The sequence below is a fragment of the Brevibacillus sp. MS2.2 genome, from assembly GCF_013284345.1.
GTDB classification, from domain to species: domain Bacteria; phylum Bacillota; class Bacilli; order Brevibacillales; family Brevibacillaceae; genus Brevibacillus; species Brevibacillus brevis_C.
Genome location: NZ_JABSUZ010000019.1, coordinates 20,960 through 42,924, shown reverse-complemented (window position 1 = coordinate 42,924; position 21,965 = coordinate 20,960). Strand labels below are relative to the sequence as shown.

The following is a 21,965-nucleotide window of genomic DNA, read 5'->3' as shown; positions in this document are numbered from 1 at the left end:
GGCTTTTCCTAGTAAATCGGTACCTCTATTTTCTCACTTTTAACTTGTACTCGCTCGTATGACCATCGTTCTGTGCAACAATCGTCAACGTGGTTTTTTCTGGTGCATCCTCATGAACTGTTACCAGACCATCCTCGCTAATCACCGCATATTCTTCCTCTACTACATGGTAAGTTGTTCCTGTGCTTTCCTTAGTCATTTCTCGTCCACTGCGGTCTGTCATGTTAGCCCACACGATCATTTGAACCGTATCACCAGGCTTCACTGAACTCTTTTTGGTGGATAGATTGATACTTTTGATTTCCGCAATCGAGAAGGTCACTTTGGACGATTTTTCTCCGTTTGTCACCTTGACTGTAAATTTCTTGCCCGGTCGCGCATCCTCGGAAACCTCAATCAATCCGTTTTCGTCAACAGTGACGCTATCGTTGTCAGATTCATAAACCGTTCCGCTCTCGCCATCGGTCAGATCCTGCCTGGTGCGGTTCGAGAACGATCCTGTTACTTGAAGCTGGAGATTCTCTCCTGGCAACAGTGTTGCTTTGCTTGGCGTAACTCTCACGCTTTGCAGACCTGCACTCGCTACCATGTAGATACCTGGCTTTTCGATATCAAAGCTTGCGCGGTCCCCCGTTTTGATAACCTCTACTGTTTTTCCTTTGGAAGTCTTGAGGCTGCTCCATTCTTTCTCCGCTTCATCATAATGATGAGCCGTCAAATACTTATCCTTTTTCTCGTAAGGCAAAATCATGCGGACAGTCTCGCTGTCAAAGCGCTTCAATTCCTTGTTGTCTGCTTCCAGGCGAACTTCGTACATGTCGCTGGCATTGCCCGATTTCGAAGGCTTTTTGATGTCTTCCGACTTCGATATCTCGACGTGGATATCCGCACCGTCATGCTCTGCGAGAAGCTCGCTGGACAGCCACACACCTACGTCATCCTTGTTCACCAAGGCTACATTGATTTGTTTTTGTGCCAATGCATCTACGATATCACCACTTAGTGTCAGCGAAGATTTTTCTTCTTCCTTCGATTTTTTCGCTGTACGCACTTCATGACGAGTACCGTCCATGCGAATCTCGATTGTCTTCTCCAAACCAAACAGTGATGCTTGCTCGTCCAGTGCTGTCTCAAGTGTCTCTACTGCTTGGGCAAAACGTTCGATCTGAGCGACTACCTTCTCCGTATTTTCGCTATCGTCTGCTTCGATTGTGCTGACTTGTGTCAAAAGCTCCGCGATCGGTTCTTTCAGCTTTTTCACCCATTTTTCAGAGAGATCGTCTTTATCCAGCTTGGCAATCGTCGTCTCTGCTACATGAGCCATGACTTTGACTGCTTGCTCCCATTGTTCTTGATCGTTTTTCTCGATCTCATCTACCACTGGCAAGAAAGCATCCTTCAACAACGAGTAGGTCTGTTCTAACACTTGATCCTCATCGATGATATCCTCTTTCCATTTGGAAACCATTGCGGCCAACACAGTATTCGTTGCGTCGGAAACCAAAGCAAGATGCGTAGAATCACTGAGCTGGTCGTCCTTGATCAGCTTGGACAATTGCTTGATCGCATTCTCTGCTTGCTTCTCTACTACATCTTCATCTGTCGCATTCTTAATCACCTCAGCAGCAGCGCGATTGGCTTGGCGCAACTGCTCATCTGGCGTGAGGACAGGCGGTTCTACTGGTGGTGTGACTGGTGGTACTTGGGTAAAAGCATCCTTCAGAGCTGTTTGGGCAAAGTCCTCAGACTCTGTGTCCTTTTGCTTGGAGAAAGCGAGAATTTTCGTCGCGCCATTTGGGATCGCCGTACCATTCGGGATCGCGTAGACGACCTTATCGCCTGTCTTGGCTACAGATGCGATTGCAGATTGCCCGGACAGCTTGCCTTCATCGCTGCCCCAGTAAAGTACATACTCGTCAATGTTCGTTTCATTTGCCGCAGGAGTGATCGTGACATCCCCGCCAATCACGCCCTTGTTCGTGTCCGCATCGGTGAAGGATACCGCCTGTGGTGCTTGTGCCTGCGTCTCATCGATAATAGTAAAGGTGACGCGGCCCAGCTCCAGATTGTCGTTATCTGTTCGATACTCTGCTTCCCCGACATAAATGGCATCGTACTTGCCAGGAGCCAAATTCAAATCCTTGAACGAAATCGTTCCATCCGGCTGCTTGACGCTTTTCGTTTTTTGCATCGCGATTGGTTTAACATTTTTCCCGAGCTTGGTTCCTACAGGGAAAATACCGATCCAGTCTTCTAGTACAGAGCTGGTATAAGCAACCTCAACAGCTTCTGTTGGCAGATATTTTTCTTTGACCATATGAACGGTAGGATTGCTGATGGTCAAATCCGGGTCGGTAGCCGGGTCTACCACTGGTATTTTCTCGGAAAGATCGATTTCGAATTGCGCATTGGCGATCCATGTGTCGTTTTTAAAATCTCTTCCTTTTACCAGCACTTTATCTTCGTACACTTCCACGAAAAATCCTTGGCTTCCGTCCTTGCCTGTATTGGCGTCTGTCCACAAATAAGAGGTAGCGCCCGCATTAAACATCGTAGCGTATTTGGCGTTGTACATCGTATCCTTCGCACCCAGCTCCCAGTGCGTATGTCCGCTGAACAGGAAGGCCCCTGGATGCTTGGACAAGATCGTTTTCATTTCCTTATCCTGTCTGACACCATACCAGTAATTGCTTTTGAGATAGCCAACGTTCGCACCTGCTACCGTATTTTTCAACGGTTGATGGTGGAAGATGAAGGTCGGCTTGCCCCCAGACTCGGACAGTTTTTCGTCCAGCCATTTCAACTGTGCTTCTGATAAGTACGAGTAGTCCTTTAACCCTTTTTCCGTGCCCAGAAAAATGAATTGGTAGCCATTAATCCACACATTGTAGTAGCTGGACTTCATGTTGGTGTACTTGTGGAACAGCTCGGAAAATTGCGTCCAGTCCCCCCAGCGAACATCGTGGTTCCCTTGCACAAAATACGTTTCCGGGAGTTGGTCCTTGTACATGTTAAAAATCCGGGCCAGCTCCATATATTGCGCTTCGGTTCCGTTCTCCGTATTGTCCCCGATGGTCATGAGACCGTCACTGTCCGGATTCAGCGCAATCATATCTTTGAAGGCATCTTCGAGGTTTTTATTATGAACGTGATCCTTGCTGGTTTGCACATGCATGTCAGTGATGACTTCAAAGCTGACCAATGGCTTCTCTTTCACCATTCCCGGGATCGTAAACTCTGCGCTCGCAGTCGTTTCACCCGCAGTTGAATCCGAGTAAGCGAGGAGCTTCGTCGCGCCCTTTGGAATGACCGTGTTAGCTGGGATTGTATAGGTCGCATACGTTTCACCAGGCATAGTTGGAGGCTGCACTTGTGCGATAATCGGCTCTCCTGGCAGCTTTCCGACATCATTTCCCCAGTACAGATTGTAATGAGTCACATTCGCAGGATCGGCAGGGATTTTGATTTTCACATCGCCTGCGATCTGGTCTGCATCGTCATCTGTATCGACAAAAGTAATGCCCGCAGGAGGATTCAAGGTAATGATCGAAAAAGGAGCCCGCTGAAAAATGTTGTAGCCGTCATTTTGCATGTACAGTGCCTCGTACTCACCTGCTGGCAATGACTTCGTAAAGCTCATCGCACCATTTGGCTGACCGTTTGCACTCGTGTATTGCCAAGTGAGAGAAGGATTGCTTCCCTGTGGAATGGCACCTGCTTTATACAGTCCGATCCAATCCTTCAGAGAAGCTCCTGTATACGCCAAGGAAATCGGTTGACCATACAAATAGGTTTGCTTGTCCATCGTGACGGTTTGCTCTCCTGCTGCCTGAACGCCTTGGATCATAAAAGGTTGAGTCATTCCCATGAAGGCAACCGTAACACCCAGTACCATTGACATCGTTTTGTTTATCACTTTCATAATAAACGCACACCTCATTTCGATCAGATTGATAGAGTCCGACTGATGATTTTTACACGACCTTGCTGCTGACTTTCAGACCAATGACACCAATCACAATGAGTGACATCCAGAGCATTTGCTGAAGATTGATCATTTCTTTGAATAAGAAAATACTGACGAATGTAATTAAAACAATCCCGACACCAGACCAGATCGCATAAGCGACTCCGACCTGTATATAGCTGAGTGCGAAATTAAGCAGAGTAAAGCTGGCACCGTACAACAGAAACATCAGAATGGATGGCCACAGCTTGGTAAAGCCCGCAGATAGCTTCATCGAAGTCGTACCTGCTAGCTCCAACAGAATAGCGAATGCGAGGAGAACCCATCCCCACCCGATCCCCTCATTCATGCCGCGATGCCTCAACCTTCAGTTGCGCATAGGAGGAAATCACCGCTTCTGCTTCCTCCAGGATTTGCATACGGTCAGACGAGTCTTCCTTGCTCACAATGCCAATGGTCACCAAGACCCCTGCACTTTTCCCCATGCGTATGTCGCCACTCGTATCACCGATAACAGCGACCTCTCTCGGCTTCAAGCCCAATTGGGTACAAGCTTTTAGCACCATGTCCGGATAAGGCTTGCCACGCTCTACCTGATCATTCCCGATAATGACTGGAAAATAAGAGCGAATGCCCATCCATTCCATATGCTTGATCGCTTCCTCTGTTTCGTCTGCGGTTACAATCCCCATAAACATGCCGTGGTCGCGACATTGTTCGAGGAACGGGATCAGCCCCCCAATGGGATAGGCAGGACGAGTCTGCTCCATATCCTGATAAGCTCGGTCCTTGCACTCTCTAGCGAGTCGCATGGATTCTCCCCACGATAGTCCCTGACGATATCCCTGCCATGCCAGGATCGCAAGCAAATCGCCAGTCGAGCCCATCGCTAACGGACCATTGATGCTGTAGTCGCATACGTGCCCGTCTTCGTCGTGAACAGTTCCCCACAGCTCTGCAAGAGGAGCGATCTGGCTCGGCTGCGGTAGCTGGCTGGCAAAATGACGATGTACGGATTCGCTCCAGTACCCCCAGAGCCGCACAAACTCCAGCAAAGTACCATCCTTATCGAACAAAATCGCTTTGACCGTATATCTCTTGTTGTTAACAAGTAAGTCGGGCATCTTTTTTCCACCTGCATTCCATTTTGAATCGGATTTGGCTCTACTCTTTCGTCCTGACAAGAAGCGCATCCGTTCTTTTCTGAATCTTGCCTGAAATCCACATGATCGCGGTACGTACCAGCAGATTCGCTACGATGATTAACGTAGACATCGCAGCAGCTTGCGCGATATCGCCTGAGTCCTCCTTATTCACAATCGCAACGGCAGCCGGTTTCAGATCTGGGGCATACAAGAAAATAATGGCCGAGACTGTCACCATGCTGTTGATGAAATAGTAGAGGAATACTTCCAAAATCGTCGGCAATGACAGCGGAACTGTAACGCGCAGCAATGTCCGATACCAAGGCACATTCATCGATTCCGATGCAGCCTCGAACTCGCTATCCAGCTTCTTCAGACCAGACGTCATCGTCAGGAAAGAAACCGAGTAGAAGTGAACGATGTTACACAAAATGACGATCCAAATCGTGCCGTAAATGCCGTGCAGCGGTTGATTCGGATTGTTGAAAAAGAATACGTAGATCAAACCGAGCACGAGTCCTGGCAATGCAAGCGGCAGCATGGACAGAAAATACGCTGACTGACGCAGCAGACGATGCCCGCGCGACTTCTCGATGAGATACGCGAACAAAAAAGTAGCGACTGTGCCCATCAAAGCCGTGGCAAACGCGATAAGCAAGCTCGTCACAAACGGTCCTTCCCCATCCAAAAAGTCTTCGTAGTGTGTAAAGGAAATGGACAGATTGTACGGCCACACTTTTACAAGGGAGCCGTAAATAGCAACCAGGATGATGCTAATAATCACAGTGGACACGGCGGAGCAAAGTACGTAAAACAACCCATCCCGCAGTTTGTTGCGTTCAATTCGGTAAGGGATGGACTTCGCGCTCAACCAACCACTCTGTTTACGCTGGGAGATGCGATCGATCACGAATGAAATCACAGCCGGTATCAACAGCAGTACCCCAACTGCCGCACCCATTTGCATGTTTTGTTGCCCGATAACCTGCTTGTACAAATCTGTCGCCAGCACGTTATACTGCCCGCCGACCACTTTGGGAGCCCCGAAGTCGGTAAAGGTCAAGACGAAGCAGACAAAAATGGCACTGATCAGCGCAAACCTCGTACCCGGTACCGTAACCGTCCAAAATCTGCGCCACTTGGACGCCCCGAGCGTCTCTGCCGCTTCATACATCCGGTAATCTGCACTTGCGAGTGCCACAGACAGCATCAGAAACGCCTGCGGAAACGTATAGAGTACTTCCGCCATCACAATCCCGATAGGCCCGTAGAGCTCTATGCGGAATTCCGGCAACAGACCAAAAAATCCGGTAGAAATCAGACCTTGATTGCCAAACAAGTAGGTGAGCGCCAAGCCGTGCAGCATAGAGGGTGCGAATAGCGGCAAGAGCGCAACAGACCGATAAAACCATTTGCCGCGAATCGCACTCCTCTCCAGTGCGTAAGCAAATCCGAAGCCTAGCGTAACGGCAATAATCGTCGTGACCGTCGACACCTTAATGGAATTCCACAATGACATCACGAGGGCCGGGGTCGAGAAGTAATTCGCAAAGTGCATGAGCCCAATGAAGTTTCCCTCCTGATCCGTAACTGCCTTGATTACCAGCTCACCAAGCGGCAGCAGGATGGCGAACAACAGCGCGATGGTCATGCAGACGATGATCGCGTTTTGGCTCCATTGGTTGGCATCAGGGCGTATTCGTTTTAACCAGGTGTCCATATCGTGTACGCTCCTTAGCCAACAGCCAGGTCTGCCGTATCATCAAAACGGATGACATGCTCTGGCGGCAGAGTGAAGGCAATTTTTTGATCCGGCCAAACATGATGAGACACCATAGCATGTGCCGGGACATCAATCGTGACAAACTGTTGCAACAACGTACCTTGTGGACCGATCAACTCTGCCACAATCCGATAATGCGTACCGCGATATTCCAGCTCGCGCACGATCCCTTGTCTACCTTTTTCATGACCGTCACGCAGCAACTGGACATGTTCCGGGCGGATGGCGAGCATAGCCTGTTCCGAATGCTTATCCGACCGGATAAAGCTGATTGCTCCGATAAAATCAGCGACAAATGGCGTTTTGGGACGCTCGTACACTTCTTTTGGCGTACCGACCTGAATGATGCGCGACTGGTTCATCACCACGATGCGATCCGCCATCGTCAACGCTTCCTCCTGATCGTGCGTCACCATAATCGTCGTCATCCCGAATTGATGATGGAGCCGACGAATTTCGTTCCTGAGTTTGGTACGAACCTTGGCGTCCAGCGCAGATAATGGCTCGTCCAATAGCAAGCAGTCCGGCGAAAACGCCAAGGCCCTCGCCAGCGCTACCCGCTGCTGCTGCCCTCCTGATAATTGAGCCGGGACTTTGTTGCGGTGTTCTACCAGCTCAACCAGTTGAAGCATTTCCTCTACCCGATCAGCAATTTGTGCCTTGGAGAAGCGATTACGCAATCCGTAAGCAATGTTTTCACTGACCGTCAAATTCGGAAACAAAGCGTATGATTGAAACATCATGCCAAAATTCCGTTTCCCTGCTGGCAGCGAGGTAATGTCTTTCCCGGCTATGACGACGCTCCCTTGATCCGCTTTTTCCAGTCCTGCGAGGATGCGCAACAACGTTGTTTTACCGCAGCCGCTCGGTCCGAGCAGACAGATGAATTCATTCTTGGCAATGTCCAGTTGAATGTCCTGAAGCGCTGTGTGCTTCCCGAATCGCTTGGCGAGATTGCGTAATGACAAATAGCCTTGCTCCATCACAAATGCCCCTTTATTCTTTACTTTTTCGGTTCAGCCTTGGAGCCGTACTTCTGCTCCCACTCTTTCAAAATGCCTTCGCGGTCTCTTGCTGCTTGATACAAGTCCAGCTTGGTCAACTGCGATACAGGGTCTTGTTTGTAGCCTTCCGGAATTTGACTTCCTTCTTGCTTGATGCTCAAAATCGCGTAGTTTTTGTTGTATTCCTTCATTGGCTCATCGCTGATCGCCCAGTCCAGGAACAATTTAGCTTCTGGCTTGATGTCCTTTTTCATTACGAGCGCGCTCGCTTCCATATCCCAGCCCGATCCCTCTTTCGGGAACACGACTTCGACTGGAGCTCCTTTTTTCTGTTCCTGAATGCCGCTGTATCCATAAGAGATACCAATTGGCGCTTCACCTGCGGACGCCATCTTCGCTGGCTTGGAGCCAGAGTGCGTGTAGACCATCATGTTTTCATGCAGCTTGTCCATGTATGCCCAAGCCTTGTCTTTGCCGTACAACTGATGCAGGGCGTTGACGGTCAGGTAGCCTGTTCCAGAAGAAGCAGGGTGAGGCATCGCGATTAAGCCTTTGTATTCTGGTTTGACCAAATCTTCGTACGACTGTGGGATAGCCAGATTGCGTTTTTCCATCTCTGCTTTGTTGACAATAATGGCTGTCTCCCAAATATCCATGCCTACCCATTTTGGCGGGTTGGCCTTGTCTTTGAATTCAGGCAGTACACGATCTACGCCTTTGGGTGCATATGGTGCAAGCATTTGCATATCATCCATCACCAAGAGACTCGTAGCAGCCAGTCCCCAGATCACATCAGCCTGCGGGTTGTCCTTCTCGGCAATCAGCTTGGCTGTCATGATGCCAGTGGAGTCACGAACGATGTTTACTTTGATATCCGGATACTGCTCTTTGAAAGAAGTCAGATACGTCTTGATCTGTTCATCTTCAATTGCCGTGTACACATTGATTTCTCCAGATGCGTTAGCTACAGCAGCCTCCGAACCGTTTTGCCCACTGCTCGATGCTGTTCCCTCTGTCTTCGGTGCTCCGCAGCCTGCCAACAAACTCGTAACGACCAAAGTTGCTGCCATCACATTCCACTTGATTTTCATGGTGATTCTCCTTTTCTGAAAGAAAGTATCGGATAAAAACCATCTCTGTTCAAAAAATATTGTACATTCGCATTGTGTTTCGCCCATGAAACCACTGTTAATTGAGCATTAAGATTACGTAAATACTCCTAACAATAGCTTTATCACTGTGTAGTAAAACTTTTTGCTATAATGGAAGTATCATACAAAAAGAATTGAACGAAATGATGATGACGGTGGCACGAGAGGGAAGTGAATAATCGAATGTCTTTGAACGAGGAAAATGTACCAGAAGAAAAACGCCTCCATATCCGTAAGCAAATGATCGAAGCCATTGCAGAAACGATGGACTTGTATGGAGCCACTCATTCTTCTGGTCAGCTTTACGGTGTCATGTTCTTCGAGAATCGTCCGATGACGCTCGACGAAATGAAAATACAGATGAACATGAGCAAAAGCAACATGAGCTATGCGGTGAGATCCTTAATGGAATCTCGCATGGTCAAAAAGCTCGAGGAAAAACAGGAGCGAAAAGAGCTGTATGCGGCGGAGACCAACTTCTTCACAGCGTTTCAAAACTTCTTCACATTCAAGCTACAGCGCGAAGTCGATGTGATGACCGGTGCCATCGACCAAGCACTGCCTGAATTAACCGAGCTAGTCCTTCAGGAAAGTACCTCTGATGAGGAACGAAAGCTCGCCCTCCAAGATTTGCACAAGCTCAGACATGCAAAAAAGTATTACGAATGGTTGCAAAACTTTGTGTACGCCTTGGAACAAGGTGATTTTTTCGAAGAAGAGCCCGAATAGAAAAAAGCCATCTTCCTCTCCAAAGCTAGAGGAAAAGATGGCTTTTCATTTTACTTTTTCTTCTCTTGACGCACCAAATACAAGAAGTAAGGAACACCGATGACCGCCGTCACAATACCCGCAGGAATCTCGATCGGAGGATTCAATCCCCTCCCCAATGCATCTGCAATGACGAGAATCAACGCTCCCAAAACAGCCGCACCTGGCAACAGATAACGATGCTGATGACCGAACAGCTTCCTCGCCATATGTGGCGCAATTAATCCCACAAAGCCGATCGAGCCGATCGCCGCTACACAGGCGCCTGCCAATGCAACGGCGAGCAGCAAGAGTACATAGCGTGTTCGCACGACATTCAGTCCGAGCCCCGTGGAGCTACCTTCATCCAGACTGATAATGTCCAGCTTTCGATGCATAGCAAGGCTAATGGGAATGAATACGAGCAACCACGGCAGCAAAGCGTAAATTTCATCCCAGCCTTTCCCCCACAAGCTCCCTGCCAGCCAAACAAGAGAATCATTGGCTTGCATCGGATACTTCACCATGATGAATTCCGTCAACGCTTGACAGATCGCCCCTACTCCCATGCCGACCAAGGCAAACGTAGTTGGCTGTGCACCGCTTTTCCGAGCGAAATAGATGAGGGCGATCGCTACTGCCAGTGCTCCCAAAAACGCGACAATCGGGAGAAGTAGCGGTGAAGCGGTCGGAAACAGAATGATGACCACAACCGCAAACAAGCCCGCGCCTTTGGTTACCCCTACGACATCTGGAGATGCCAGCGGATTACGGATCATTCCTTGCAAAATCACACCAGCGATCGCGAAGCCCGCTCCGGCAAGAATCGCGAGCAACGCCCGCGGCAATCGATAGTTTTCAATCATAAACGTAAGCGACGATGATTCTCCCATGATCACCCGGATCATTTGATCAGGGCTGATAAAGATCGGGCCGATTCCCATGCTAAGCAATGCTGCCACTAAGACTAAGGCACCGAGGCCCATCAGGAGCAGGGGGCTTTTTCTCGAAGTCATACCATTTCCCTCCCCTTTTTTCTCGCCAAGTACAGGAAGAACGGGGTTCCCAGAAGAGCCGTTACAATTCCTACAGGAGACTCAAACGGATAGGAAATCAAGCGAGCCAGGACATCGGAATAAGTAACCAAGACAGCGCCACCAAGCGCAGACACAGGGATAACGACCCGATAGTCCGTACCCACGAGCCTCCTTGCGATATGCGGAACCATCAGTCCGACGAATCCGACAGCTCCGGCGACAGCAACAGAGGCACCTGCCAAAATAACGACCACAACATAAGACAGCAGTCGGACGCGGGCGATTTTTTGTCCCAACCCCATCGCGACTTCCTCCCCCAGTCGAAACACAGACAAAGAGCCGGAAAGCCAAATCGCCAGCAGGAGTCCCGCCATCGACCACGGCAAAATCAATTGCACATCCGTCCAAGCCGCTCCGCTGATGGAGCCAGACAACCAGTACAATACATTCGAGATGTGTTCGTTAAAAATAATCATTCCCTTCGTAATGGAGGTGAGCAGCAGGTGGATGGCCATTCCTACCAAAGCGATCTTGAGATTGGTCATCCCGCGGGAAGCTGCAAATCCAAAGACAACAAGTCCCCCGAGAATCGCTCCAGCAAATGCAAAATAGATGAGATTGGCCTTCCCGATATCCGGTAAAAACACAATCGCGAGTACGACCACCAGACAAGCCCCTGCATTCACGCCAAATACTTGCGGGGATGCCAGTGGATTGCGAGTAACGGCCTGCATCATGGCTCCTGCCACAGCCAAATTCGCCCCGATGATGGCTCCCAGCACAGCTCTCGGAACGCGGATGGTTTGGAAAATCAAGAGCTCCTTGGAGTATTCACCCGATAGCCAATGCGTCACCAATGATCGAATTTGCAACGAAGCTACTCCGGTAAACAAGCTCAGCAACAACCCAATGAACAAGAGGATTGCCAACCCGATTGTAACGAGGACAAAGGTACCTTTTCGTTGTCGTGTTGTTGTTTTCTGCAATACAAGCCACCTCGATCAACTACCACGTGCAGGAACACGGAAAAGACCAGATCAAAGATCGGTCTTTCCAGAATTTGCATCGTATGTTATTTTGCCTTGCTATATAAGAGATTCACTGCCTCTTCCACAATGCGTTCTGCGGATTTCAGTCCGCGATAGCGTGTCCAGAGGTCACGATTTACTTTGTGTACTTCCTGATTTTTGACAGCGGTGATATTGTTCCAGAGCGGATTTTGCTTCCACTCGTTCAACAGCGCATCATCAGCCTCCGCCAGGAAAATCACATCTGGGTCCCACTGCACCATTTGCTCCAGACTGATTTTTACCGTTGGTTCTGCCGCATCCTGAATCGCATTTTTGATTCCAATCATTTCAAGCAATTCGCCATCAAACGATTTCGCACCATGTGCAGACAGCGAATCTGCGCGGAATACACCCAGCATGACATTGCGGGAATCCCCGGCAGGTACTCTCTTCTTAAACTCTGCGATGATCTCCTTGTGCTTGATCAGGCGTTGTTCTGCTTCTTTTTGCTTGTTCAGCGCTTCCCCAATCGTGGCAAACGAGCTCAAGTTTTCCTGATATGTCGAGTTGCGGCTTTTCAAAATGATCGTCGGTGCGATTTTTTGCAACTCCTTGTAAATGTCCTTGTGTCGATTCAAATCACCGATAATCAAATCCGGCTGCAACGAGCTGATGACTTCCAGACTCGGCTGCTGGCGAGTCCCCACAGGGGTATACTCGATTTTTTTGCCGATCAATCCTTCTACGTCCTTATCCTTCTCCTGCGCGATTCCTACAGGCGTCACTCCCAGCTCCCATAGCCCGTCTACAAAGGAGTACTCCAACGCGACGACTCTTTTCGGGTCTCCCGTAATTTCCGTTTCGCCCAGCTCGTGTTTCACGATGCGCTTTTGTGCGGTTTGTGCACTATCTTGACCTGCTGCTGGCTGTTTTTGCTCTGCGCTGCCGCACCCGGTCAGCAATACCGTACCTGCCAGTGCAAGCGTCCAAAGCATATGACCGAGACGTTTTATTCCGTTTGTTCGCTTCATCTTTTGTCCCTCACTCGATGTAATTGATAATGATTATTATTACCGACGAAATGCGTTTTTTATTGTAACAATCCACTCCCGCAAATGAAACATTATGCTAATTAAACCTTTTACCGCAATAAAGGTGATTAACGTCATTTTGTTCACGCTCTGCCATTACGAAAAAAAGCCGTTACGCCTGAACCATCGACGTAAACGGCTTTTCGCCACGATACTATTTGTTGTTTGGCGTATAACTTACTTTAGTCGTCGCGCTCAGCTTCTCCAGTGCTTCCTTGGCAGGCGCATGATTCCCCGCCATCGCCATCGCCGACTGATAAGCTGCCACAGCCTCCTCCACTTGACCCAATCCTTCGTAGCAAAGCCCTTTGTAATACCAGGCGTGAAAACTTCCCGATCCCCTCAAGGTCAGATGCCGAATGTTGCTCTCACCTAGCTCCAAGCAATGATCGAACGTCATCAATGCTCGTTTATAGTCCTTTTTCAAATACTGAATGATCCCTTTGTACAAATGCAAATCAACGTAGTCAGGATAAATCTCGATGGCCTTTTCAATTCCTGGCCACGCTCCCTCAGCACTGCCGATCGAGATCAACGTAGAGTATTTGAGCTTATAAAGAAGCGAAGGCGGCATCATATGGTTTTCGAGAAACCCGATAATAGACAGATTCACGAACTTGAACGTTTTCTCATGCTCCTGGATCCGTGAGAATTCACTGGCAAGATGATACTCAATCCATGGAGAGTGGTTCTCCTTTTCCAATTCTTTCATGAGTAGCTGAATATTGCGCTCGAATTTGTTCTTTCTGCCAGTAAATTCATTCATGTAGCCGTAATGGTATATCCGTACAGGCAAGATTTGAATATGGAGATCTTCAGTCAGATTGGGAAGAACCTCTTCTACGTTGAGCGTTTCATGGATGGGAAAATGGAAGCGAAAACCGATGCCATTGCGAAACAAACGTGAGTGAGCGATATGAAAAGCATCGTCTTCATTTAATTCATCTCCAATGTAATTGATTAGATGGATATAAAAAAGAGAATCCTCTTGACCGCGAAGCAGCTCTTTTAATTTCGTGCTGTCTTGCTTATTCATTTCCTCATCGGCATCCATCCACAAAATCCAGTCGCCTGTTGCTTTTTCCAGTCCAAAGTTTCGCGCTTCTGCGAAGTTATCCTGCCACTCATACGAATGCACGACCGCTCCGAATGACTTGCCTATCTCTACCGTTTTGTCGGTACTCCCCGTGTCTACGATAATCATTTCATCCACAAGATCTTTCACGCTTTCCAAGCACTTGTGAAGGCACTCTTCTTCGTTTTTTACAATCATACATAAGGAAATTTTGGGCGCCTCAGACATGCTGCTCATCTCCTTTGACCCACATCACTGAGATCGTGTCTATCCCCCCTTTACTCTATGAGCGGACTGCCCCTTTCAGAACGGCACCATTCCCTTGGTTTTCGAACCATTTGCTGGAGCCGCGCATAGGCAGTTGTAGGCAGATATCACAAGAAAGCAGGGATCGTATCCATGCATGACTCATGTCCTTTGTGCAACAGCTCTCAGGTTGCGCTTTTCCACCAGTACGCTACCTTCTCGCTACTTACGTGCAAAGATTGTGATCTCGTTTTTCAACCTCACCTCGATCAAGTCAACGTGACACAGCTGGTTGCCGACATTTATGATGCGAGTAGGGTTTCCATGCGGGATCAATACGCCAAAAATACATTTACGGAACATGCGATCTTTCATACATTGCTGCTCGATATGTGGTTTGCGGAAAAAGGGAAGCTGCTCGAAATAGGTCCAGGAACAGGAGAGTTGTTATTCCTTGCTCGTGAGGCTGGGTGGGAGGTTGTTGGAGTGGAGCCGTCACACCAATCATGCGCATACGCCCAAGACCGGTATGGGTTACAACTGGTTCATTCGTTATGGAACTCCTCTGTTCTCGCCCCCGAACACATGGGTACGTTTGATGCCATCGTTTTTTGTCACGTCTTTGAGCATATTTCGCATCCGAAGCAATACCTTGAAGAATTGAAGGGGTTTCTGAAACCAGAAGGAAAGATCATTTTTAGTGTGCCGAATAAAAATTCGTTCACCAATAAATTGTTTGGGGTGTATTCCCCACTGTATACCGAGAATGACCACCTCTTTCATTACTCCCGTGACAATCTGATCTCACTGCTTCATCAAGGTGGCTGGGAGGTTCTCTCCATCTTTTCTCGAGAAGAAACAAACCGCTTGGAAAACCATCTGCGCAAGACCACGCAAACACCTTTACCGATCCATGAAATCTTCTGCATTGCAACACGACAAGCGCAGGAGGTGCAGCACGTAGATGACCAGAGCCAAACTAACTCTTTCCATGATTGTGAAAAATGAAGACAATCGCTATTTGAGACGCGCGTTGGAAGCACATAAAGATTTTATTGACGCAGCCGTCATCATCGACGATGGCAGTACCGATCATACCGTGGATCTCTGTAGAGAGGTTCTCAAGGACATTCCGCTTCATCTGGTTCAAAACGCTATCTCTCAGTTTTCCAATGAGGTCTCCTTGCGCAAACAACAATGGCAAGAAACGATCCAGACTGATCCAGGATGGATTTTGAATCTGGACGCCGATGAAATCATGGATAGCTCCTTCCCTTCGAAGGTTTCCGATATTTTGGAACAGCAGACATACGAGGCGATCTACTTTCGTTTGTACGATATGTGGAGCGAGGCGCATTATCGCGAAGATGAGTATTGGAACGCCCATCATTACTACCGTCCTTTTATGGTCAAGTACCGCCCTGACTTCCTATATATATGGAGGGAAACCCCTCAGCATTGCGGCAGATTTCCTCTCTCGATCAACCAGTTCCCTTACTTGTGCCATCCATCACGTGTGAAACATTTCGGCTGGGCCCGACTCGAAGACAGACAAAGCAAATACAACCGTTATCAGCTCCTCGACCCCGACGCCAGATATGGCTGGAAGGAACAGTATGAATCCATCTTGGATCAACATCCCAATTTGCTGGAATGGGTTGAATAAGATGATCATTCGCGATATTGAAAAAGCCTTGCAGCAGTCCAATTGTAATCACTGGCGATACAACTCACTCACGTTGAATAAACAGGCACTCGTACATGCATGCCGTCATATCAACAAAGAAAATGAGGAGTGCCAGGTGCTTCAGTTGGGTGGGGGTGACTCCGCTCTGTTTTGGAAATCACTTGGCGAGCTTGAGCTGCTCCGGGTCCAAGCAACTATTGTGGAGCATCATCCGATTCGTGCAAAGGAAATCAAGGAGAGCCTAGGGGATGTACCGCATGTCGCTTTGGTGACCAGCTCTTTGAAGCAACTATCCGAAGAGGAATGGAACAAGGTCTACGACAATCCTGCAAAGAGCAGGAGCTTGTGGCCTGCCATCGGACAGCGTGTGCCCGAGAATCAATTCGATCATTTTTCCATTCAAAATGCCTTTTACGCCGATTTGGACCAACTATCGCTTTCCGGTCATTCTGTAGATGTCATGGTTGTAGACGGTCCGCATGGCAACGGTCGCTCTCTTGCCTATCCACTATTTGTTGACACGCTCAAACCAGATGCGCTTGTGCTCGTAGATGATTTTGATCACTATCCCTTTCTGGCTCATCTCGGAAAAATCTATCACTACGAAGAACTTTTTCGCGAGATAGTCGGAAATCGTCGCTGGGTATTGGTAAGGCTCCAGGGCTCGAACCAGCCGTAACACTTTCCGACATCCTGCTCGTCAATGCAAGCGTTCGTCAAACGATACAAAATATCATAAAAAAAAGATATGCTCCTGCCATTCAAATTGGAAACTATCAGAATACCACTGGTCCGGGTCAATCGATCCGGGCTTTTCCTTTTCCTCTCTTCCTTGCGCATGGTGTACCAATAAACAGTTCAGTGGGACACACACCTATGCATACACTTACCGTAGTTAAAACGAAGGGGGGAATAGCTAGCGCTCACGTTTTAGAAATAAGCGATAGCCGAACGAGTAAAATAGTTACCCATTACTTCAAAGAGGTGATCTCATGTCTCAACCTACCATTCCTAACATTACCCCCACAATTTCCGTTACGATTGAGCAATCCGTCTCTTTACTGCTGACATCCATTGCTCTGGAAGAATTGGCTTTGGCGCAAATCATAAATGCAGAGGCAGAAAAACTCCAATTTGTGGTAGGTACATTAGGGATTACGCCTGGGGTCGTCCCCACCATCTCTGACATTCTTGCCGTTAACAACAGTGTTCACAGAACGCTGCAAGATGTCATCAAAAAAGATATGCTCTCGCAATTCAAGCTGGAAAGTGTGGTTAACATTATCCCGGGCACCTGAATACGATTAAGTTGTCATATTAAGATCGCGGTTACATAACATGTACTGCGAGGAAGTTTCCATTTATTCACTATCAATCACGCGATCCTATGACGATTCTATCGTTTTTGTTGCAAGAAACTTGCCCGAAGGCGTTCTGTGCAAATAAAGGGAAGCAGATCGCCTTCTTCTTTGGGCTAGTCTTATTTTGTATCCAAAATCATACACATAAAGGATGTAGATAACGGATGACAATGCCCACGGTCCCTAATATAACACCGGAAATCATATTGAAACGAAACGAAGTATTAAATTTGCTCCTCACCTCCATTGCGCTGGAGGAAATCGGACTTTCTCACATTATTAATGCAGAGGGAGAAAAGATCCAAAAGATAGTGAAGGAGCAATGCCTCTCGCTCAATGATGCGCTTACCTTAAACAACAGCGTAGAACGAATGCTGCGCAATGTCATCAAGACCGAGATGCTCCTACAATTCAGGCTGGAGGATATTATCAAGCTGGAGCAGATGCAACAGATGCAAAATAATCATGAGCATCAGCACGATGACTTACCCGACCTTCCATGCCTTTAAAGAATAGCCCTCACTACTTACACTGCTTTTCACGGGATCATAATTTTATTGAAGAGGGATGATGATGACCTTACGGGATAAAGTTCCATCAAACGCTGTGCCTACACGCGAAGAAGCTTTGAGTCATTTGCTGCAATCTATTGCCCTAGAGGAAGAAGCCTTGTCCAGATTGCTAAACGCCGAAGCTGACAAAGCCCTTGCTTTCGTTGGCAAAAATCTGGACTTCCCCAACACCCCCTCTAATGATGAGATCATCACCTTTAATCGTACAGTCATTTCGATTCTGGATTCGGTTCTGATGGCTGAGTGGCTTTTGTTAAAAAAGCTGGATGCAGCCATTCACATGTACCCTGTGGCGCTTACATCAAATTTTGAGATGGAAGAATCCGATTTCGGGGATGAATTGGAAGACGACTTCACCATCGACTATTAACGATTGATCATTTCAGAATTCGAGGTCAATTGCCATGAAGAACAGAGGTATCGATGACCAAACCGTTCTAAAGCTGACCTATTCCATCGTCCAGTTGGTCAAAGGATTGGAATCCCGCTTTCATCATGCCAAAGATTACGAGCTCATGCTGTTTGGCTACCAAATATCAACGATGTTCAATCTGCTCGTCAGACTGCATACCCACATACATAACAAGCAGATTGCTCACAGCCTCCTATTTGAATCGCGTAACCCTTTCCATCCCACTAGTGAAATGTACACACATGTCCTTGCTGCGATTGCCCAGTTATCGGAATTGGTAAAGACATGGGGGTTTCCACATAAACAAATCGCCACCTTGATTGAAAATCATCTGCGGCAATTACAATCGTTTTACTCGATAGAAGGCCATTCCCATCACCAAGCAAAGTCTATGGAACCGGAAGAGAATTCCCACTACGACAAGCCGATCCAATTGGAGCTGGAAGAAGAATTACCATGCGACGAACCGATACTGCTGGATCCAGGTGAGCAAACGAAAACTACTGACGCTCCACCTATGCCTCCCCCAACCCCTCCATTGCTCACAAACAACGCACGCATTGATACAGCCAACAACCGGAAATCAGTACGTTCAAAACCCCCATTAGTAGCACAGGCTGCCTCCATCCCTACTCTCGATAAAAACAAAAGCAAACCCAAGCGTCCCAAGCCTGTAACAAACGTGGCGAAAGTGCGAGGCCAGAAAAAAATGCAGGCAAAGCGAGTGTCTGCACCTGCAAAGCCTCCCTTTGTACCGAACTCCGTAAAGGTACGTATCGGCAATGTCACCAAGGTCATCCACATATGAACCTGAATCTAATGAAGGAGTAAGGGATATGGATCGTTTGGAATTGATCGAAGTGGCCGGCAATAGTTATGTAGTCTCCGGTAAATACGGGATCGGTGTCTATTTGGATAGGTCCAGCAAAACCGCTGTTTGCATTGATAGCGGACCGAATGCCACTGTTATCGAGAAAGTATGTACGAAAATCAGCGATCGAGGGTATCAAATCCTTGCCGTAGTTCATACACATGGTCACGCTGTTAATTATGGTGGCAATCTCTATTTGAAAAAGAGGTTCCCCAACCTTCGCATCTACGCGACACATCTCGCCTCCTATCTCATTGAAAATCCGCATCTCGAGCCCTTCGTTTTCGACGCAGGTAGAGGGGCTGATACGGAGCCTGATCAAAACAAAAGGAATGCTCATGCGCTAGTAACAGATTATCTGCCATCTACCGATGGTATCTTTCACGTCCATTCCATTCCATTCAAAATCGTCTCCTTGCCTGGACATTCGCCGGGAATGGTCGGCATTATTACCCCTGATCATGTCCTTTATTGCGGCGATGCCTTATTTGGTCCCAAAACATTGAACAAGCAGGATCTCCTTTTTTTTAACGATCCGAGTGCTGCCAGAAGAAGCTTCAAGAAGCTCTCGACGATGAAATTGAACGCTTATGTGCTGTACCATGGTGGACCCTTTAAGACAGTCACAGGTTTAATTAACAAGCATCTCACCCTTATGAAAGACACCTCTGCTTTTCTTGAAGCATGGATTCATGAGCAGCCAAGCACTCTCGAACAAGTAGTCCAAAAAGTCATGAAAAAGTATGAGTTTGAAGATGACTTGCACCGCTACGGTTTGACTACTTCGATTATCCGTTCTTATTTAAAAGAGCTACAGCAAGAGAACCGAATTGTCGCAAAAGTGGACAATGGTTTACTGCTATTTAGCAAACCTGCGGCAACCACGTGAACAAAGGCTATATATGGGGGTGTACCATGGGAAAAAAACGTATTTTAATCGGTAGTCCTATTCAACAATTCCCGATCATTTTGGAGGAATTCCTTCCATCCCTCACGGAGCTGACTACCAAAAACGAACTGGTTCATTACATGTTCATTGACGATAACAAAGACCCACTATCCAGTACACTCTTGGCTGATTTCGAGAAGGAGAACAAACGAACCGTCATCCTCAAAAACACAGACGATGACACGTATGTCCGAAATGAAATGACTCATTATTGGACGGAACGAAATATTTGGAAAGTAGCGGAAATGAAAGATACGATTATCTCCTATGCGCTCAAAGAGGGGTTCGATTACTTGTTTTTGATCGATTCCGATCTCGTTTTACACCCTCACACCCTGCAACAATTGCTTCAAGCCAATAAAGATATTATCTCCAACATCTATTGGACACGTTGGCAGCCTGATACGATTGAGCTTCCTCAAGTTTGGCTGATGGACCAATACACGTTGACACGCGAAGGCGCGTCCGAATCAGCGGAGAACCAAAACTTTTTAGAGATGCTGCGTAAACCGGGTGTGTATGAGGTAGGCGGCCTCGGTGCATGCACGTTAATCCATCGAAAGGTCTTGGAGGCAGGCGTCAGCTTTAAACGAATAGCGAACTTGTCGTTCTGGGGAGAAGATCGGCATTTTTGCGTTCGGGCTGTAGCTATGGGCTTTTCTTTACATGTGGATACGCATCTTCCTGGGTACCACATCTACCGTCAGTCGGATCTGGCAGGAGTAAGTGAGTATCGCAAAAAAAATGGTATGACAGCGGGGAAATCGAGTCAGATTTCAATCAGTTTATGCATGATCGTCAAAAATGAAGAAGACGCTCTGGAGCGTTGCCTCTCCACCGTTGCGGATCTCGTCGATGAAATCATTATCGTCGACACGGGTTCAACAGACCGCACGAAAGAAATTGCGTCCAACTATGGCTGCACCCTTTATGATTTTGAGTGGATTGATGATTTTTCAGCCGCACGCAACTATGCGTTCAGCAAGGCAACATGCCCCTATATTTTGTGGCTGGATGCAGACGATATCCTTCTGGAGAAAGATCGGCAGCTCTTCCGCGAGTTGAAGTTTACGTTGAATTACAGCATCGACAGTGTCACGATGAACTACAACCTTTCTGTAGACAGCAATGGGAATGTGGCATACAGCATTCGCCGCAATCGCCTCGTAAAACGCGACCGCGGTTTTCGCTGGATCGGACCTGTCCATGAGTATTTGGAAGTGAGCGGAAACGTCATCAACAGTGACATATCCATCACGCATAACAAGCAGAAGGAATACACGGACCGCAATCTGCAAATCTATCGACGCAGGGATGCCAAAGGGGAAGAATTCTCTCCACGGGACTTGTACTATTATGCGAATGAATTACGCGACAATCAGTATCATGAAGAAGCCATTACTTTTTACACGAAGTTCCTGAACACCCAACAAGGCTGGGTAGAGGACAACATTAACGCTTGCTTGAAGTTGGCGAGTTGCTATTCCCATCTATACGAGAGACAAAATGTTCTGTCGTCGCTCTATCGTACGTTCAACTACGATCGCCCACGGGCGGAAGCGTGCTGTCAGATCGGAGCCTTTCACGTCGAAGATAAAAATTGGCCGCTGGCAATTTTTTGGTATGATCTCGCTACAAAAGTAGAGCGACCTGCTGAAAAGCTCGCACACATCGACCACGTTTCCTGGACCTGGCTACCTCATCTTCAACTCTGCTTGTGCTATTCTCAAATGGGGGATAACGAAAAATCACGTCACCACAATGATATTGCCTACTCTTATAACCCAACTCACCCTAGCATTCTTTACAACAAAAGATATTTTGAGTCTCTGACCTGACTCCCCTCGTGACCATGAA

20 protein-coding genes are annotated in these 21,965 nt (G+C 47.7%); 10 read left to right on the top strand and 10 right to left on the bottom strand.

The features are described 5' to 3' along the window. Positions 1–25: 25 nt before the first annotated feature. From HP568_RS17695 to HP568_RS17670, 6 genes are read right to left on the bottom strand one after another with little or no spacing between them, the layout of a single operon-like run. Positions 26–3,922 (bottom strand): metallophosphoesterase, encoded by a 3,897-nt coding sequence (locus tag HP568_RS17695; RefSeq protein ID WP_173629792.1) that lies wholly within the window; start codon positions 3,920–3,922, stop codon positions 26–28. Positions 3,923–3,974: 52 nt separating this feature from the next. Further along, positions 3,975–4,316, bottom strand: coding sequence for a DMT family transporter (locus HP568_RS17690; RefSeq protein WP_048035361.1), 342 nt, complete (start codon positions 4,314–4,316; stop codon positions 3,975–3,977). After that, a complete protein-coding gene (locus tag HP568_RS17685) occupies positions 4,309–5,091 on the bottom strand; it encodes an HAD family hydrolase (RefSeq protein WP_048035362.1) in 783 nt (260 codons plus the stop codon). Before HP568_RS17685 ends, HP568_RS17690 begins: the two co-directional genes overlap by 8 nt. A gap of 40 nt (positions 5,092–5,131) precedes the next feature. Then, on the bottom strand, positions 5,132–6,832 hold the full coding sequence (locus HP568_RS17680) for a putative 2-aminoethylphosphonate ABC transporter permease subunit (protein WP_173629791.1): 1,701 nt from the start codon (positions 6,830–6,832) through the stop codon (positions 5,132–5,134). A 14-nt stretch (positions 6,833–6,846) separates the two neighbouring features. After that, a complete protein-coding gene (locus HP568_RS17675; protein ID WP_048035364.1) occupies positions 6,847–7,878 on the bottom strand; it encodes an ABC transporter ATP-binding protein in 1,032 nt (343 codons plus the stop codon). A 20-nt stretch (positions 7,879–7,898) separates the two neighbouring features. Beyond that, positions 7,899–8,990 carry a putative 2-aminoethylphosphonate ABC transporter substrate-binding protein gene (locus tag HP568_RS17670; protein ID WP_173629790.1) on the bottom strand — a complete coding sequence of 364 codons (1,092 nt, stop codon included), beginning with the start codon at positions 8,988–8,990 and terminating at the stop codon, positions 7,899–7,901. A 243-nt stretch (positions 8,991–9,233) separates the two neighbouring features. Between HP568_RS17670 and HP568_RS17665 the strand changes: the two genes are divergently transcribed. Continuing rightward, positions 9,234–9,779: a GbsR/MarR family transcriptional regulator gene (locus tag HP568_RS17665; protein WP_048035365.1), complete on the top strand. Its 546-nt coding sequence runs from the start codon at positions 9,234–9,236 to the stop codon at positions 9,777–9,779. Between the two features lie 50 nt (positions 9,780–9,829). Here HP568_RS17665 and HP568_RS17660 read toward each other — a convergent pair whose 3' ends face one another. From HP568_RS17660 to HP568_RS17645, 4 genes are all read right to left on the bottom strand, one after another. Next, positions 9,830–10,813 carry a FecCD family ABC transporter permease gene (locus HP568_RS17660; RefSeq protein WP_173629789.1) on the bottom strand — a complete coding sequence of 328 codons (984 nt, stop codon included), beginning with the start codon at positions 10,811–10,813 and terminating at the stop codon, positions 9,830–9,832. Next, complete coding sequence (locus HP568_RS17655) at positions 10,810–11,820, bottom strand: FecCD family ABC transporter permease (protein ID WP_173629788.1); 1,011 nt, start codon at positions 11,818–11,820, stop codon at positions 10,810–10,812. Before HP568_RS17655 ends, HP568_RS17660 begins: the two co-directional genes overlap by 4 nt. 86 nt (positions 11,821–11,906) lie before the next feature. Beyond that, on the bottom strand, positions 11,907–12,875 hold the full coding sequence (locus tag HP568_RS17650; RefSeq protein WP_048035368.1) for an ABC transporter substrate-binding protein: 969 nt from the start codon (positions 12,873–12,875) through the stop codon (positions 11,907–11,909). A gap of 214 nt (positions 12,876–13,089) precedes the next feature. Further along, positions 13,090–14,238 carry a glycosyltransferase gene (locus HP568_RS17645; RefSeq protein ID WP_173629787.1) on the bottom strand — a complete coding sequence of 383 codons (1,149 nt, stop codon included), beginning with the start codon at positions 14,236–14,238 and terminating at the stop codon, positions 13,090–13,092. A gap of 171 nt (positions 14,239–14,409) precedes the next feature. Here HP568_RS17645 and HP568_RS17640 point away from each other — a divergent pair, with 171 nt between their 5' ends. The 9 genes from HP568_RS17640 (at position 14,410) to HP568_RS17600 (ending at position 21,946) form a co-directional block, all read left to right on the top strand. Further along, a complete protein-coding gene (locus HP568_RS17640) occupies positions 14,410–15,264 on the top strand; it encodes a class I SAM-dependent methyltransferase (protein WP_173629786.1) in 855 nt (284 codons plus the stop codon). Then, positions 15,221–15,922, top strand: a complete 702-nt coding sequence (locus HP568_RS17635) for a glycosyltransferase family 2 protein (protein WP_173629785.1) — start codon at positions 15,221–15,223, stop codon at positions 15,920–15,922. The genes HP568_RS17640 and HP568_RS17635 overlap by 44 nt, the downstream gene beginning before the upstream one ends. Then, a complete protein-coding gene (locus tag HP568_RS17630; protein WP_254551313.1) occupies positions 15,873–16,622 on the top strand; it encodes a hypothetical protein in 750 nt (249 codons plus the stop codon). Before HP568_RS17635 ends, HP568_RS17630 begins: the two co-directional genes overlap by 50 nt. 313 nt (positions 16,623–16,935) lie before the next feature. Then, positions 16,936–17,241, top strand: a complete 306-nt coding sequence (locus HP568_RS17625; protein ID WP_048035372.1) for an alpha-helical endospore appendage domain-containing protein — start codon at positions 16,936–16,938, stop codon at positions 17,239–17,241. Between the two features lie 227 nt (positions 17,242–17,468). After that, positions 17,469–17,813, top strand: a complete 345-nt coding sequence (locus HP568_RS17620; RefSeq protein WP_173629784.1) for an alpha-helical endospore appendage domain-containing protein — start codon at positions 17,469–17,471, stop codon at positions 17,811–17,813. 64 nt (positions 17,814–17,877) lie between these two features. Next, positions 17,878–18,246: an alpha-helical endospore appendage domain-containing protein gene (locus HP568_RS17615; RefSeq protein ID WP_173629783.1), complete on the top strand. Its 369-nt coding sequence runs from the start codon at positions 17,878–17,880 to the stop codon at positions 18,244–18,246. A gap of 34 nt (positions 18,247–18,280) precedes the next feature. After that, positions 18,281–19,096 (top strand): hypothetical protein, encoded by an 816-nt coding sequence (locus tag HP568_RS17610; protein ID WP_173629782.1) that lies wholly within the window; start codon positions 18,281–18,283, stop codon positions 19,094–19,096. A gap of 28 nt (positions 19,097–19,124) precedes the next feature. After that, positions 19,125–20,048, top strand: coding sequence for an MBL fold metallo-hydrolase (locus HP568_RS17605; protein WP_048035376.1), 924 nt, complete (start codon positions 19,125–19,127; stop codon positions 20,046–20,048). 26 nt (positions 20,049–20,074) lie between these two features. Continuing rightward, positions 20,075–21,946: a glycosyltransferase gene (locus tag HP568_RS17600; RefSeq protein ID WP_173629781.1), complete on the top strand. Its 1,872-nt coding sequence runs from the start codon at positions 20,075–20,077 to the stop codon at positions 21,944–21,946. Positions 21,947–21,965: the final 19 nt, after the last annotated feature.